This is a genomic window from Nocardioides cavernae (assembly GCF_016907475.1).
Lineage (GTDB): Bacteria > Actinomycetota > Actinomycetes > Propionibacteriales > Nocardioidaceae > Nocardioides > Nocardioides cavernae.
In genome coordinates this window covers 844,442-859,242 of record NZ_JAFBCA010000001.1, presented here as the reverse complement: position 1 = coordinate 859,242, position 14,801 = coordinate 844,442, and the positions used below count along the sequence as shown (strand labels likewise).

Annotated in this window: 12 protein-coding genes; 3 read left to right on the top strand and 9 right to left on the bottom strand. The window is 71.5% G+C overall.

Going from position 1 to position 14,801, the window contains the following annotated elements; genetic code table 11:
• Nucleotides 1-107: 107 nt before the first annotated feature.
• Complete coding sequence (locus JOD65_RS04095; RefSeq protein WP_191193627.1) at nt 108-2,330, bottom strand: 3-hydroxyacyl-CoA dehydrogenase NAD-binding domain-containing protein; 2,223 nt, start codon at nt 2,328-2,330, stop codon at nt 108-110.
• Nucleotides 2,331-2,496: 166 nt separating this feature from the next.
• On the bottom strand, nt 2,497-3,708 hold the full coding sequence (locus JOD65_RS04090) for an acetyl-CoA C-acetyltransferase (protein WP_191193628.1): 1,212 nt from the start codon (nt 3,706-3,708) through the stop codon (nt 2,497-2,499).
• Nucleotides 3,709-3,814: 106 nt separating this feature from the next.
• Between JOD65_RS04090 and JOD65_RS04085 the strand changes: the two genes are divergently transcribed.
• The 3 genes from JOD65_RS04085 to JOD65_RS04075 are packed head-to-tail and all read left to right on the top strand — an operon-like array spanning nt 3,815 to nt 6,711.
• Nucleotides 3,815-4,423, top strand: a complete 609-nt coding sequence (locus JOD65_RS04085; protein ID WP_204810940.1) for a helix-turn-helix domain-containing protein — start codon at nt 3,815-3,817, stop codon at nt 4,421-4,423.
• Nucleotides 4,420-5,751, top strand: a complete 1,332-nt coding sequence (locus JOD65_RS04080; RefSeq protein ID WP_191193629.1) for a cation:proton antiporter domain-containing protein — start codon at nt 4,420-4,422, stop codon at nt 5,749-5,751. The genes JOD65_RS04085 and JOD65_RS04080 overlap by 4 nt, the downstream gene beginning before the upstream one ends.
• Before the next feature lie 45 nt (nt 5,752-5,796).
• Entirely contained in the window at nt 5,797-6,711 is a 915-nt protein-coding gene (locus JOD65_RS04075; RefSeq protein ID WP_191193630.1) for an NAD(P)H-binding protein, read from the top strand.
• Here the strand turns inward: JOD65_RS04075 and JOD65_RS04070 are convergent.
• The 7 genes from JOD65_RS04070 to JOD65_RS04040 form a co-directional block, all read right to left on the bottom strand.
• Complete coding sequence (locus tag JOD65_RS04070) at nt 6,694-7,380, bottom strand: CPBP family intramembrane glutamic endopeptidase (RefSeq protein ID WP_191193631.1); 687 nt, start codon at nt 7,378-7,380, stop codon at nt 6,694-6,696. The genes JOD65_RS04075 and JOD65_RS04070 overlap by 18 nt on opposite strands.
• A gap of 24 nt (nt 7,381-7,404) precedes the next feature.
• On the bottom strand, nt 7,405-8,472 hold the full coding sequence (locus tag JOD65_RS04065; protein ID WP_191193632.1) for an LLM class flavin-dependent oxidoreductase: 1,068 nt from the start codon (nt 8,470-8,472) through the stop codon (nt 7,405-7,407).
• Between the two features lie 241 nt (nt 8,473-8,713).
• Nucleotides 8,714-10,237 carry a DEAD/DEAH box helicase gene (locus JOD65_RS04060; protein WP_191193633.1) on the bottom strand — a complete coding sequence of 508 codons (1,524 nt, stop codon included), beginning with the start codon at nt 10,235-10,237 and terminating at the stop codon, nt 8,714-8,716.
• A gap of 199 nt (nt 10,238-10,436) precedes the next feature.
• Complete coding sequence (locus JOD65_RS04055; RefSeq protein WP_307820922.1) at nt 10,437-11,471, bottom strand: LacI family DNA-binding transcriptional regulator; 1,035 nt, start codon at nt 11,469-11,471, stop codon at nt 10,437-10,439.
• Nucleotides 11,472-11,481: 10 nt separating this feature from the next.
• Nucleotides 11,482-12,954 carry a GH1 family beta-glucosidase gene (locus JOD65_RS04050; protein WP_191193634.1) on the bottom strand — a complete coding sequence of 491 codons (1,473 nt, stop codon included), beginning with the start codon at nt 12,952-12,954 and terminating at the stop codon, nt 11,482-11,484.
• Entirely contained in the window at nt 12,951-13,769 is an 819-nt protein-coding gene (locus JOD65_RS04045; RefSeq protein WP_191193635.1) for a carbohydrate ABC transporter permease, read from the bottom strand. The genes JOD65_RS04050 and JOD65_RS04045 overlap by 4 nt, the downstream gene beginning before the upstream one ends.
• The gene (locus JOD65_RS04040; protein ID WP_307820920.1) at nt 13,766-14,785 is read right to left on the bottom strand and encodes a carbohydrate ABC transporter permease; all 1,020 of its coding nucleotides are present in this window, start codon (nt 14,783-14,785) and stop codon (nt 13,766-13,768) included. The genes JOD65_RS04045 and JOD65_RS04040 overlap by 4 nt, the downstream gene beginning before the upstream one ends.
• Nucleotides 14,786-14,801 lie beyond the last annotated feature (16 nt).

Here is a 14,801-nt window from a genome sequence, read left to right as displayed (position 1 = left end):
CGGTACCGCTGGGCGCTCAGGATGCGCCGACTCGGTACCGCTGGGCGCTCAGGATGCGCCGCCTCGACACTGCTGGGCGGTCAGCTTGCGCCGCCTCGACCTGCGGGTCAGGCGGGGAAGGTCTCGCCCTTCGCCGCGAGGTCACGGAGGTACGCCGTCGGGCGGAAGCGCTCGCCGTAGGCCTCGGCCAGCTCGTCGGCGCGGTCGAGGAAGGCCTGCAGGCCGACCGGGCCGACGCCGTGGCCGGTCTCGTCGAGCGCCTGCCAGCCGGTCATGAACTGCGCCGCGCCACCGGTGAGCGCCGGGAAGCCGATGCCCATGATCGAGCCGATGTTGGCCGCCGCGGCGGAGGTGATCACGCCCTCCTCGAAGCACTTCGCCGTCTCGATCGCCTCGATGAACAGCATCCGGTCGCGCACGTCGCGGATCGGGACCTGCTGCTCCGCGACCGGGAACTGCTCGGCGAGCCCGGGCCACAGCGTCGTACGACGTCCGTTGTCGTCGTAGTCGTAGAAGCCGGCGCCCTTGAGCCGCGAAGGCCGGCCGAGGCCGATCATCGTGGAGATGACCTCGCCCGCCGGGTAGTCGCCGAGGTCGATGCCCTCGCGGGACGCGGCGTCCTCGGTGGCCTTGCGGATCTTGGCCATCAGCTCCATGTTGAGCTCGTCGCTGATCTGCAGCGGCCCGACCGGGAAGCCGGACGACGTCGCGGCGCGCTCCAGCGAGACCGGGTGGACGCCCTCGGCGAGCATCGCCAGGCCTTCGTTGATCTGGGTGCCGATGACGCGCGAGGTGTAGAAGCCGCGCGAGTCGTTCACGACGATCGGCGTCTTGCGGATCTGCTGCACGACGTCGTACGCCTTCGCCAGCGCGGCGTCGGACGTCTCCTTGCCGCGGATGATCTCGACCAGCGGCATCTTGTCGACGGGGCTGAAGAAGTGCAGCCCGATGAAGTCGGCCGGGCGGTCGACACCCGTCGCGAGCCCGGTGATCGGCAGCGTCGAGGTGTTGGAGCACAGCAGCGCGTCGTCGTCGACGTACGGCGCCACCTCGGCGAAGACCTTCGCCTTGAGGGACGGGTCCTCGAAGACGGCCTCGATGACGAGGTCGCACCCGGCGAGGTCCTCGGGCGAGGCAGTGGGCGTGATGCGGCCGAGGAGCTCGTCGGCCTTGTCCTGCGTGAGCTTGCCGCGCTCGACGCCCTTGGCGTTGAGCTTGGCGGTGTAGGCCTTGCCCTTCTCGGCCGCCTCGAGCGTGACGTCCTTGAGGACGACCTGCATGCCGGCGCGGGCGCAGGAGTAGGCGATGCCGGCGCCCATCATCCCGGCGCCGAGGACGGCGACCTTCGTCGCCTGCCAGCGCTCGATGCCCTGGGGACGGAGCGAGCCGGAGTTGATCGCCTGGAGGTCGAAGAAGAAGGCCTGGATCATGTTCTTGGCCTGCTGGTTGACGACCAGGTTGGTGAAGTAGCGGCTCTCGATGCGCGAGGCGGTGTCGAAGTCCACCTGCGCGCCCTCGACCGCGGCACTCATGATCGCGCGCGGCGCGGGGTAGACGGCGCCCTTGGTCTGCTTGCGGAGCAGGGCTGGGAACGCCGGCAGGAACTGCGCGAGCGCCGGGGTCTTGGGGGTGCCGCCGGGCATCTTGTAGCCCGCGCGGTCCCAGGGGTTCCTCGCCGCGTCCTCGTCGTCGCGGTGCTCGAGGATCCACGTCTTCGCGGCAGGGACGAGCTCCTCGCGGGTCGGCAGCACCTCGTCGACGAGGCCCTTGCCCAGGGCACCCTGCGGGTCGAACTGGGTGCCGGGCATGAGGACGTCCATCAGCGCGGACTGGAGCCCGAGCATGCGTACGACGCGCGTGACCCCGCCGCCGCCGGGCAGCAGGCCGAGCGTGGCCTCGGGCAGCCCGATCTTCACCGAGCGGTCGTCGACGGCGATCCGGCGGTTGGCGGCCAGCGCGATCTCGAGGCCGCCGCCCAGCGCGGCGCCGTTGATGGCAGCCACGACGGGACGGGGGAAGGTCTCGAGGCGGCGGAGGCTGGCCTTGACGGCCTCGCCCATCGCGAAGATCTCCTCGGCGTCGTCGGGCGTCGCCTTCATCATGCTCTTGAGGTTGCCGCCGGCGAAGAAGGTCTTCTTGGCGCTGGTGAGCACGACGCCGGTGACGTCGGCCTGCTCGTCGTACAACCGCTGGACGGCGGCCTCCATCGACGACTGGTAGAGCTCGTTCATCGTGTTGGCGCTGGCCGTCGGGTCGTCGAGCGTCAGGGTGACGATGCCGTCGCTGTCGCGGTCGTAGCGGACGGCGGTCTGGGTGTCGGTGGTGCTCATGCTCTGGGTTCTCCTTCGCGCCACTCATGGTGGCGGCACATTGCACGTCTAGAGGGGAGTCGGCTGCTATCTGCCGCCACCATCGGCGGGCCGCTGGCGGGGGTGGCGGCACATGGCAGGACCAGCCGTCCTGCAGATGCGATCTGCCGCCACCCAGCGGGAGACGTCAGACCAGCTCGACGATCGTCGCGATACCCATGCCACCGCCGACGCAGAGCGTGGCGAGGCCGCGCTTCTGGTCGCGGCGGGCGAGCTCGTCGACGAGGGTGCCGAGGATCATCGCGCCGGTGGCGCCGAGCGGGTGGCCCATGGCGATCGCGCCGCCGTTGACGTTGGTGACGTCGTGGCTGATGCCCATGTCGCGCATGAAGCGCATCGCGACGGCGGCGAACGCCTCGTTGATCTCCCACAGGTCGATGTCGTCGACCTCGAGGCCGGCGCGGGCGAGCGCCTTGCGCGCGGCGGGGGCGGGGCCGGTGAGCATGATCGTCGGGTCGGCGCCCGAGACGGCGGTCGAGATGATCCGCGCTCGCGGCGTCAGGCCCAGCGACGTACCGACCTCCTCGGTGCCGATCGCCATCACGGCCGCGCCGTCGACGATGCCCGAGGAGTTGCCGGCGTGGTGGACGTGGTCGATCGCGGGGATCCAGTGGTACTTCTCGAGCGCCACGTCGTCGAAGCCCGCGTCGCGCCCGATCTGCGCGAACGACGGCTTGAGCCCGGCGAGGCCCTCGACGGACGTGTCCGGGCGGACGGTCTCGTCGCGGTCGAGGACGGTGACCCCGCTGATGTCGCGAACCGGGATCACGGCGCCGTCGAAGTAGCCGTTGGCCCACGCCTTGGCGGCACGGTGGTGCGACTCGGCGGCGTACGCGTCGACGTCCTCGCGGTTCCAGCCCTCGATCGTCGCGATCAGGTCGGCGCCGATGCCCTGCGGCACGAAGCCGGTCTGCAGCGCGGTGGCCGGGTCCATCGCCCAGGCGCCGCCGTCGCTGCCCATCGGCACCCGGCTCATCGACTCGACGCCGCCGGCGATGACGAGGTCCTCGAAGCCCGAGCGCACCCGCTGGGCGGCCTGGTTGACGGCCTCGAGGCCCGAGGCGCAGAAGCGGTTGAGCTGCACACCGGCGACGGTCTCGGGGTAGCCGGCCTTGAGCGCGGCCGTCTTGGCGATGTCTCCGCCCTGGTCGCCGATCGGGGTCACGACGCCGAGCACGACGTCGTCGACGCGGGCCGGGTCGAGCGTGGGGTTGCGGGTCTTGAGCTCGTCGAGGAGTCCGACGACCAGGTCCACCGGCTTCACCTCGTGCAGCGAGCCGACGGTCTTGCCGCGGCCGCGAGGTGTGCGGATGTGGTCGTAGACGAATGCTTCTGCCATGTGGCTGATTGTGACACCATTACTGTCACAGTCCAACAGGTGTGGCGCGCGTCACCCACCCGACGGGGTCTCCAGCGGGAGGGGCTGCTGAGGAGAGGATGGTCCGGTGGAGACCGAGCTGCATGCCGACCTGCCGGAGGGGCACGACGCCGACCTGCTGACCCTGGACGAGCTGACCGAGCGCACCGGCGTGAGCGCGCGCAACGTGCGGTTCTACGCCTCGCGCGGCCTGGTGCCCTCGCCCGTACGACGCGGCCGCTCGGGCTACTACGGCCCCGACCACGTCGCCCGCCTCGAGCTGGTCCGCGAGCTGCAGGGCCACGGCTTCACGCTGTCGGCGATCGAGAAGTACGTCGAGCAGATCCCGGCCACCGCCACGCCGTCCGACATCGCCCGCCACCTCTCGCTCCTCGCCCCCGTCACCGGGGACCGCGACGTCGACGTCCCGGGCGGCCTGTCCGGGATGGGCATCTCCCCCGATGCCGCGCAGGCGGTCGCGGAGGTCTACGCCGAGCACGGCCGCCAGGTCGCCGAGGAGCTCTCGGAGATCGTGCGCACCAAGGTGTGGCCGCAGTTCCGCGAGGCCGGCTACACCGCCGAGCAGCTGCGCGAGTTCATCCACCGCCTGAAGCCGCTGACCATCGCCGGCCTGGTGACGGCCTACGAGCAGGCGATCGACGACAGCCAGGCGTCGTACGACGGCAGGCGGAGATGACCGGGGGTGCGATCTACCTCCTGCTCGGCCTCTCCCTCCTGCTCGCGATCGTCCTGCCCCAGCTCGTCCACCGCATCCCGGTCTCACCGCCGATGGTGCTCGTCGCCCTCGGCATGGCGATCGGGCTGCTCCCGCTCGACGATGCGGTCAGCCTCGATCCGCAGGACCACCACGCGCTGATCACCCACGTCACCGAGTTCACCGTGCTGGTCTCGCTGATGGGCGTCGGGCTCGCGATCGACCGCACCCTCGACCCGCGGTCGTGGCGCTCGTGGCGCACCTGGTCACCGGTGTGGCGGCTGCTGCTGGTCACGATGCCGCTGACCATCCTGGGCGTGGCACTCGTCGGCTGGTGGGTGGCCGGGCTGGCGCCGGCGGTCGCGCTGCTGCTGGGCGCCGCCCTTGCACCGACCGACCCGGTGCTCGCCTCCGACGTGCAGGTGGGCGAGCCGCTGACCGAGGACGTCGACGACGGCGAGGGCACCGGTGACGCCGGTCGCCGCGACGAGGACGACGACATCCGGTTCTCGCTGACCGCCGAGGCCGGGCTCAACGACGGGCTCGCCTTCCCCTTCGTGCACCTGGCGCTGCTCCTCCTCGCCGGCGGCTTCGGCCTCGCCGACGCGGGCGCCTGGCTGGGCTGGTACGTCGTCGGCAAGATCGTCATCGGCGTCCTGGTGGGACTGACCCTCGGCTGGTTGCTCGGCCGACAGGCCTTCCGCTCCCGCAGCGACAAGCTCCGCCTGGCCGACCACGGCGAGCCGATGCTGGCGCTCGCCGCGCTGCTGGCGGCGTACGGCGCCGCGGAGGTCGTCAGCGGCTACGGCTTCCTCGCGGTCTTCGTGTGCGCGATGAGCCTGCGGGCCTCGCACCACGGCCACTCCTACCAGCGCGCGATGCACGGAGTCGTCGAGCGGCTCGAGCGGCTGATGACCCTGCTCGTGCTGCTGGTCCTCGGCATGGCGATGACCCGCGGCCTCCTCGAGCACCTCGACTGGCGCGGCGTGGTCGTCGCGCTGTCCCTCGTCCTCGTCGTACGTCCGCTGGCAGGCTGGATCGCGGTGGGCGTGCTGCCCCGCGACGAACGCCTCGACGGCGGACTCGACCGCGGCGAGATGGCGGCCGTGGCGTTCTTCGGCGTCCGCGGCGTGGGCTCGCTGTTCTACCTCGCGTACGCCGTCAGCCACGAGCACGTCCCCGGCGAGGCCTGGCTGTGGTCGACGGTCGCCTTCACCGTGGTGGTCTCCGTCCTGTTGCACGGGGCGACGGCGACGCCCACGATGGCGCGCCTCGACGCCCGCAGGAAGACCGCCTCCCGGTCCGGATGAGCCGGGACGAGGCCCGCGTGCAGGGTCGGCTGACAGAGTGGAGGCATGGTCACCGTCCTCGTCACCGGCGCCACCGGCTTCATCGGCCGCCGCCTCGTCCCCGCCCTGCTCGACGCCGGGCACGACGTCCGGGCGATGACCCGGCGCCCGGAGTCGTACGACGGCCAGGGTGAGCCGGTCGGCGCCGACGTGTCGGACCGGTCCTCGCTCGACGAGGCGCTGCGCGGCGTCGACGTGGCGATCTACCTCGTCCACTCGCTCGACGACCCCGACTTCGAGCGCAAGGACGCGGACGCCGCGCGCACCTTCAGCGCCGCGGCGGCCGCGGCCGGGGTGAAGCAGATCGTCTACATGGGCGGGCTCGGCGACGACGACCAGGACCTGTCGGCCCACCTGCGCTCGCGGCGTGAGGTGGAGGAGCTCCTGGGCGGCGACGGGGTGCCGGTCACGGTCCTGCGCGCGGCGATCGTCGTCGGCCACGGCGGCATCTCGTGGGAGCTCACCCGACAGCTGGTCAAGAACCTGCCGGCGATGGTCGTGCCCAAGTGGGTCGGCACGCGCACCCAGCCCATCTCGATCGACGACGTGGTGCGCTACCTCGCCGGGGTCGTCGACCACCCCGACGCCCTCGGCCGGGTCTTCGAGATCGGCGGGCCCGACCAGCTCACCTACCGGGAGATGCTCCTGGTCGCCAACGAGGAGAGCGACGGACGCCAGATCCCGATCGTGGTCGTGCCGCTGCTCACGCCTCGCCTGTCGTCGTACTGGCTGGCGCTGGTCACCGACGTCGACGTGACGACCGGGCGCAACCTGATCGACTCGATGTCCACCGAGGTGGTCGTGCGCGACACCTCGATCCGCGACGTCGTGCCGGGCGAGCCGCTGACCTACCGCGAGTCCGTGCGCCGCGCGCTGGCCGACCGGGCGGCGGCCGAGCGCGGGTCAGAAGAGCAGCGGTAGCAGGAAGAGCATCGACAGCGACCAGGTGATGTGGGTCAGGATCGGCGCGAGGATCCCGCCGCTGGCCCGTCGCTCGAGACCGCAGACGGTGCCGAGCAGGATCGCGGCGAAGGCGAGCATGACGTTGCCGGTCGCGAGCGTGGCGACGACGTAGGCGAGCGTCGTCCAGAGCACCGGGTGGCGCGGGATCGCGGCGTACATCGCGCCGCGGAAGAACAGCTCCTCGGCGATGCCGTTGACGAAGGTGATGGCCGCGAGGATCGTCAGCGAGCCCTGGTCGGCGTACTCCAGGACGCTGCTGACGTAGTCCGCGAGGGGATCGATCTCGCGGACCACGAGGGAGCCGAGGACGAAGGCTCCGACGAGCAGCAGGCCGAGCATGATCGGCGCCAGGATCGGCCGGATGAAGACCTCGCCGTCCCCGGCGATGCGGCCGAGGTGGAGCCGACCCGAGAGGAACGCGCCCGCGGCCCAGACCCCGGCCAGCACGACGGCCGCGACGTAGAAGAGGTTGCCGCCCGGCTCGAGCCGCAGCGACCAGCCGAGGACACCCGCACCGACGAGCACGACGACCGCCGCGACGACCTGGCGACGACGGAAGGCCTCCGGGGTGTCTCGTTGGTCGCGCGGGACGACGTCCCACAGCGATCGCTGGATCCAGGCGCGCATGCGGGTCAGCCTAGGAGGACGCCTCTAGGAGTCCGCCCGCAGGAGCTCGCGGACCCGCGGGATGACTTCCTCGCCGTAGAGCCGCACCGACTCCAACCGCTGGTCGTGCGGCAGCGAGCCGACGGAGTACTTCAGCTGGAAGCGGCTCAGGCCGAGGGTCCGGGCCGCCCACGCGATCTTCTGCGCGACCGTCTCCGGCGAACCGACGAACAGCGCGCCCTCCCGGGAGGCCGCCTGCTCGAACTGGATGCGGGAGTACGGCGGCCAGCCGCGCTCGCGACCGATGCGGGTGTAGAGCTCGGCCTGGTTCGGGTAGAGCTGCTCGCGGGCCTGTTCGTCGGTGGCTGCCACGTGTCCCGGGGAGTGCATGCCGATCGGCAGCTCGGGCAGCTCCATCCGGCCGAGCGCCTCGCGGTAGAGGTCGGCGAGCTGGACGAAGCCCGCCGGCGAGCCGCCGATGACGGCGAGCATCAGCGGCATGCCGTACTGCGCGGCGCGCACGACCGACTGCGGTGTGCCGCCGACGCCGATCCAGGCGGGCAGGCGGCCGGCGGCGGTGGTCGGGTAGACCCGCTGGTCGACCAGCGGCGGGCGGACGGTGCCCTCCCACGTCACGGGGCCCTCGTCCTGGAGCGCGGCGAAGAGGTCGAGCTTCTCGGCGAAGAGCCGGTCGTAGTCGGACAGCTCGAGCCCGAAGAGGCCGAACGACTCGATGAACGACCCCCGGCCCAGCTGCACCTCCGCGCGGCCGTTGCTCACCGCGTCGAGGGTGGCGAAGCGCTGGTAGACCCGGATCGGGTCGTCGGAGGACAGCACGGTGACGCCGGTGCCGAGCCGGATCCGCTCGGTCTGCCCGGCGATCGCGGCGAGCACGACGTCGGGCGCCGAGATGGCGTAGTCGGGGCGGTGGTGCTCGCCGAGACCGATGTAGTCGACGCCGACGCGGTCCGCGAGCACCGCCTCCGCGACGGTCTGCCGCAGCGTCTCGGCATGGTTCGCCGGCGCGCCGTCGAGCGGGGCGTCGCCGAACGTGTCGAGGCCCAGCGTGGGGTGCTCGCGCGTGCCGAGCACGGAGAAGTCGAAGTCAGGCATCGGTCCCGCCCTCCTGGTTGGTTGAAGGGTGAACCATTGTCGGGGGTGCGGCATTCCACCCCGTCCCGCCCGCTCCAGTGATCCCCGGCTGACCGGGGATCACTGAACTTGTCAGGCTTTGCACGGGCCGACAACTTCAGCGATCCCCGGCTGGCCGGGGATCGCTGAGGGTGTGGTCGGGCGCGCGACACGCCCGGGATGCACGTTGAGTCTCTCGGAGACTCAGTGGCGAGTACGCCGGTCAGCGACTACGGCTGAACGACGCGGCGCTGTGGCCGCCGCTGCGGGACTGGCCACCCTGGCCGCCACCCTGGCCGCCACCCTGACCACCGCGACGACGACGGTTGCCGCCGCCACCCTGGCCGCCGGAGCCGCCCTGGCCGCCGCCCTGGCCGCCGCCCTGGCCGCCGCCGGAGCGACGACGCTGGCCGCCACCGGTGGGCGAGCCGCTGGGGGTCTCGCTGGTGTAGCTCGTCGGGTTGCCACGACGCGACTGGCCGTTGGTCTGGCCGGTGCTGCGGGCTCGCTTGCGCTGGGCGTTGGCACCGGTCGAGCGACCGCCGCCACCGGTGGCAGGCGCCTCGATGACGAGGCCACCGGGGGTGCTGCGCTCACCGGGGGCGAGCTGCGTGAGCATCGCGTGACCCGGGCCGCTGACCTTGGTGGTGGTCGGCTTGATGCCGGCCAGACGCGTCAGGTCGCGCACGTCGCGCTGCTGCTCGTCGGTCATCAGGGTGATCACGGTGCCTTCGGCGCCGGCGCGGGCCGTACGACCGGAGCGGTGCAGGTAGGCCTTGTGCTCGGTCGGCGGGTCGGCGTGGATCACCAGGGCGACGTCGTCGACGTGGATGCCGCGGGCGGCGATGTCGGTCGCGACCAGCGTCGTGGCCTTGCCGGAGTGGAACATCTCCATGTTGCGCGTACGCGCGTTCTGGCTGAGGTTGCCGTGGAGGTCGACCGAGGGTACGCCGCTCTTGTTGAGCTGGCGGGCCAGCGCCTTGGCGCCGTGCTTGGTGCGGGTGAAGACCACCGTGCGACCGGGCGCGCTCGTCAGGTCGACGAGCACCGGCACGCGCTGGTCACGCGAGACGTGCAGCACGTGGTGCGACATCGTGGATACCGGCGACTGCGCCGAGTCGGCCTCGTGGGTGACCGCGTTGGTCAGGAACCGCTTGACGAGGACGTCGATCGCCTTGTCGAGCGTGGCGGAGAAGAGCATCCGCTGACCGGACTGCGGGGTCTTGTCCATGATGCGGCGCACGCCGGGCAGGAAGCCCAGGTCGGCCATGTGGTCGGCCTCGTCGAGGATGGTGATCTCGACCGCGGACAGGTCGGCGTAGCCCTGGCCCATGAGGTCCTCGAGCCGGCCCGGGCAGGCGAGGACGATGTCGACGCCCTTCTTGAGCGCCGTGACCTGCGGGTTCTGGCCGACGCCGCCGTAGACGACGACGGTCGACAGGCCGGCGGCCTTGGCCAGCGGCAGGAGGGCGGCGTGGATCTGGCCGACCAGCTCGCGGGTCGGCGCCAGGATCAGCGCGCGCGGCTTGCGCGGCATCGCCGGGAGCTTGGACGCGTCGAGGCGGGCGACCAGCGGGAGGAGGAAGGCGTACGTCTTGCCGGAGCCGGTGCGGCCACGGCCGAGGACGTCGCGGCCGGCGAGGCTGTCGGGCAGCGTCGCGGCCTGGATCGGGGTGGGAGTGGTGATGCCCTGCTGCTCCAGGATCTGGGCGAGCGAGGACGGTACGCCGAGGTCGGCGAAGGTCATGTGACTGCTTTCGGTTGGCGTCTCGCCACCGTGAGCCGCGCTGGTCGTTCTGGGATTTCGCGGCGTACGTGCCTCAGTTGTGAGGGAGGGTCCCCGTGAGGGAACCTGCGTCCGGGGCAAGACCGGCCGGACGTCTGTGGACCCAACGCTAGTGGGACTGGTGGTGTTCCCGCGAATCGATTGACGTGTGAGTCGCGACTCAGGCGCTGGCGCGACGGACCAGCGTCGGCGGGATGATCACCCGCATCGGGCGGCTGGAGTGGGGCTCGTCGACGCGCTCGAGGAGCAGCCGGGTCGCCCGCTCGGCCATCTCGTCGACCGGCTGCCGGACGGTGGTCAGGGCCGGGGAGGTGCGCTCGGCGACGCCGAGGTCGTCGAAGCCGACGACGGCGATGTCGGCGGGCACGCGGCGACCGAGCTCGGCGAGCACCTTCAGTGCGCCGGCGGCCATCAGGTCGGAGGCGACCACGAGGCCGTCGATGTCGGGGTGGCGCTCCATGAGCGCCCGGGCCGCGGCCTCGCCGCTGGCCTCGGTGAAGTCGCCGTGCTCGACCGCGTCGGCGGCGAGCCCGGCCGTCGACATCGCCTGGCGCCAGCCGGCGAGCCGGTCCTCGGAGGCCGTCATGTCAGCAGGCCCGGCGATGGTGCCGATCCGCGTGCAGCCGCGGTCGATGAGGGCCTCGGTCGCCTCGCGCTCGCCCGCCACGTTGTCCACGTCGACGTACGCCACCCGGTCGCCGCCGGTCCACGGACGACCGCCGAAGACGCAGGGCAGGCCGATGTCGGCGAGGTGCTCGGCGAGCCGGTCGTCGCGGTGGTGCGACACGACCAGGGCGCCGTCGACGTGGCGGTTGGTGAGGTAGCGCAGCGTCCGCGCCGTCGACGCGCCGGGACGGGCCAGCAGCAGCACCAGCTGGATGTCGCGCTCTCCCAACACCCGGGTCACGCCGCGCAGCGTGCCGGCGAAGAACGGGTCGGAGAAGACGCGGTCGTCGGGCTCGGGGACGACGACGGCGATCGAGTCCGTACGTCGCGTGACGAGGCTGCGGGCCGCGGGGTTGGGGATGTAGCCCAGGGTGCGCACGGCCGTGTCGACGGCCGACTGGGCGCGCGCGCTGACGCGCTGGCCGCCGTTGATCGCACGCGACGCCGTGGCGCGAGAGACGCCCGCAACCCGGGCCACCTCGTCGAGGGTGGGCTGACCCGCGCTCACAGGGCTGCGCGGGGTGGTCACTCGCGCCACGCTAGTGGTCCACGGCCGGTGGCGCGGGCAGGGTCCCGGTGCGGGCGAGCTCGGCGTACCAGTGGGCGCTCGACTTCGGCGTACGACGCTGCGTCGCGTAGTCGACGTGGACGAGCCCGAAGCGCTTGGCGTAGCCGAAGGCCCACTCGAAGTTGTCGTAGAACGACCACTGGAAGAACCCCCGGACGTCGACGCCCTCGTCGATCGCCCGGTGCACCGCACGCAGGTAGGAGTCGAGGAACGCGATCCGGTCGGGGTCGTGCACCCGGCCGTGCTCGTCGAGCCGGTCGTCGAAGGCCGCGCCGGTCTCGGTGAGGTAGATCGGCAGGTGGGGGTAGTCGTCGTGGAGGCGGCGGAGCAGCCGGTGGAGGCCCTCGGGCTGGATCTCCCACCCCATCGCGGTCAGCGGCAGCCCGCGGCTGGGGAAGGTGACGTGCTCGGAGCCGGGGTACGGCGAGAGCGCGGCCCGGGCGGGGTGGTCGGCGCCGATGCCGACGACGTCCGTGCGCGGGTGACCCGAGACCTCGTTGCCGTGGTAGTAGTTCACGCCCAGCACGTCGATCGGGGTCGAGATCACGTCGAGGTCGCCGTCGCGCACCACGTCGAGCCAGGGCCGGTCCTGCCACGTCCGGTCGGCGGTGTCCTCGAGCACGTCGGCGGGGTAGGAGCCGCGGAAGATCGGGTCGAGGAAGAACCGGTTGTGCATCCCGTCGATGCGGCGGGCGGCGTCGACGTCGACCGGGTCTCCTGCGTCGCTCGGGTCGGGCACCGTCAGGTTGAGGCTCAGCCCGAGCCGCTCGGCGCCGCGGCTGCGCAGCTCCTGCGTCGCGAGGCCGTGCGCGAGCAGCAGGTGGTGACCGGCGACGAGACCGGCGGCCCCCTCCTGGCGACCGGGCGCGTGGTGGCCCGCGGAGTAGCCGAGGAAGGCCGAGCACCACGGCTCGTTGAGCGTGGTCCACGTCGGCACCCGGTCGCCGAGCGCCTCGTGCACCGAGACGGCGTAGTCCACGAACCGGTGGACGGTGTCGCGGTTGGTCCAGCCGCCGGCGTCCTCGAGCACCTGCGGCAGGTCCCAGTGGTAGAGCGTGAGCCACGGCGCGATCCCGTGGGAGAGCAGCTCGTCGACGAGTCGGTCGTAGAACGCGAGGCCGGTCGCGTTGACCGGCCCCGCGTCCGGCCGAACCCGCGGCCACGCCACCGAGAAGCGGTACGACGTGGCGCCGAGGTCGGCGAGGAGTTCCACATCGGCCGGCATCCGGTGGTAGTGGTCGCAGGCGACCTCTCCGGTGTCCCCGCCCAGGATCGCTCCGGGGACCCGCGAGAAGGTGTCCCAGATCGAGGGGGTGCGCCCGTCCTCGGTGACGGCGCCCTCGATCTGGTAGGAGGCGGTCGCCATCCCCCACACGAAGTCGTGCGGGAAGTGCGCGCGAGGCGTCGACTCGACGGTGGAGGCGGACGCGGTGTGGGTGGTCATCCCTTGACGGCTCCTTGCATGATGCCTGCCACGAGCTGGCGGCCGGCGACGACGAACAGGACGAGGAGCGGGATCGTGGCCAGCGTGGTGCCGGCCAGGACGAGGCTGTAGTCCTTGAAGAACCCGCTCTGGAGCTGGTTGAGCGCCACCTGGATGGTGGGGTTGCTGTGCGGCAGGGCGATGAGCGGCCAGAAGAAGTCCGTCCACACCTGCATGAAGGTGAAGAGCCACAGGATGGCGGCCGCGGGTCGGGCGGCGGGCGCGGCGACGTGCCAGAAGATGCGGATCTGGGAGCACCCGTCCATGCGGGCGGCCTCGACCAGCTCGTCCGGCACCGCATCGACCAGGTACTGCCGCATGAAGAAGACGCCGAAGGCGGTCACCAGCCACGGGATGATCACCGACGTGATGCTGCCGGTCCAGCCGAACTCCGACATCAGGATGAAGAGCGGTACGACGCCGAGCTGGGTCGGGATTGCCATGGTGGCGATCACGAAGACCAGTAGCGGACCGCGACCACGGAAGCGCAGCTTCGCGAAGGCGTAGCCCGCCAAGGTGCAGAAGAACACCACCGAGCAGGCCGTCACCGTGGACACCAGCAGACTGTTGCCGATGGCCTTCCAGAAGGGGATCGTCGCGATCGCACGCTCGGCGTTGGACCAGAAGTGACCGCCCGGCAGCAGCGGCGGGACGCCCTGGGCGGCGATCTCCTTCGTGTGCGAGCCGAGCAGGAACGACCAGTAGAGCGGAGCGGCCGAGCCGACCAGGAAGGCGGCGAGGAGCCCGTAGACGAGGAACCCCGGACGGCGCGTCATCGGTCTCCTCCCAAGGCTCCGATCCTGCGGATGAGCAGGAAGTTGGCGATGCCGAAGGCGCAGATCACGACGAAGAGCAGCCAGGCCGTGGCCGAGGCCCGGCCCAGGTCGCGCAGCTGCCAGCCGAAGTCGTAGATCAGCATGGTGATGGTGCCGAACTGGCGATCGCTGCCGCCGTTGCGTGCGTTGGTCTCGTCGAAGAGCCGGGGCTCGGCGAAGATCTGGAGGCCGCCGATCGTGGAGGTGATGACGACGAAGATCATCGTCGGGCGGATCATCGGCAGCGTGATGCTGACGAACTGCCGCACCCGGCCGGCGCCGTCGATCGCCGCCGCCTCGTAGAGCTCGCGCGGCACCGCCTGCATGGCGGCGAGGCAGATGAGGGCGTTGTAGCCGGTCCAGCGCCAGTTCACCATGGTCGCAATAGCGACGTGGCTGGCCCACCGCTCGGTGTGCCAGCCGATGGGGTCGATGCCGACGTACCCGAGCAGCTCGTTGATGAGGCCGTAGCGGTCGCCGTACAGGCTGCCGAAGATGATCGCGACGGCGACCGGGGAGACGACGAACGGCAGCAGGATGCTCATCCGCCAGAGCGTGCGGCCGCGGAGCTGGTTGTCGAGCAGCGCCGCCAGCACCACGGCGATGACGATCTGCGGCACGGAGGAGAGCAGGAAGATGCTGATCGTGTTGACCAGCTGCTTGGTGAAGTAGGGGTTGCCGAGGACCTCGCGGAAGTTGTCGAGGCCGACGAACTCGCCCTTGCCGCCGATCAGGCTCCAGTCGTGCACCGACACCCACGCCGTGTAGCCCAGCGGGAACATCCCGACCACCAGGAAGAGCAGGAAGAAGGGCGAGATGTAGAGGTACGGCGAGAGCCGGACGTCGAGCCGGGTCAGTCGTTGGCGCCACTCGGGTCGGGGCGCTCGTCCGGTGGGTCCGGACGCGGAGGGGGAGCCCTCCCGGGGCGAGGACACCGTCTGGGTGCCTCCGCCCCGGGAGGTGGTGGAGTTGCTCACGAGGAGTCCGTCGGTC

What these genes read in the sequence shown, in the direction of transcription:
- JOD65_RS04095 (WP_191193627.1), bottom strand. Translation starts at nt 2,330, where the DNA reads ATGAGCACCACCGACACCCAGACCGCCGTCCGCTACGACCGCGACAGC.
- JOD65_RS04090 (WP_191193628.1), bottom strand. Translation starts at nt 3,708, where the DNA reads ATGGCAGAAGCATTCGTCTACGACCACATCCGCACACCTCGCGGCCGC.
- JOD65_RS04080 (WP_191193629.1), top strand. Translation starts at nt 4,420, where the DNA reads ATGACCGGGGGTGCGATCTACCTCCTGCTCGGCCTCTCCCTCCTGCTC.
- JOD65_RS04075 (WP_191193630.1), top strand. Translation starts at nt 5,797, where the DNA reads ATGGTCACCGTCCTCGTCACCGGCGCCACCGGCTTCATCGGCCGCCGC.
- JOD65_RS04070 (WP_191193631.1), bottom strand. Translation starts at nt 7,380, where the DNA reads ATGCGCGCCTGGATCCAGCGATCGCTGTGGGACGTCGTCCCGCGCGAC.
- JOD65_RS04065 (WP_191193632.1), bottom strand. Translation starts at nt 8,472, where the DNA reads ATGCCTGACTTCGACTTCTCCGTGCTCGGCACGCGCGAGCACCCCACG.
- JOD65_RS04060 (WP_191193633.1), bottom strand. Translation starts at nt 10,237, where the DNA reads ATGACCTTCGCCGACCTCGGCGTACCGTCCTCGCTCGCCCAGATCCTG.
- JOD65_RS04050 (WP_191193634.1), bottom strand. Translation starts at nt 12,954, where the DNA reads ATGACCACCCACACCGCGTCCGCCTCCACCGTCGAGTCGACGCCTCGC.
- JOD65_RS04045 (WP_191193635.1), bottom strand. Translation starts at nt 13,769, where the DNA reads ATGACGCGCCGTCCGGGGTTCCTCGTCTACGGGCTCCTCGCCGCCTTC.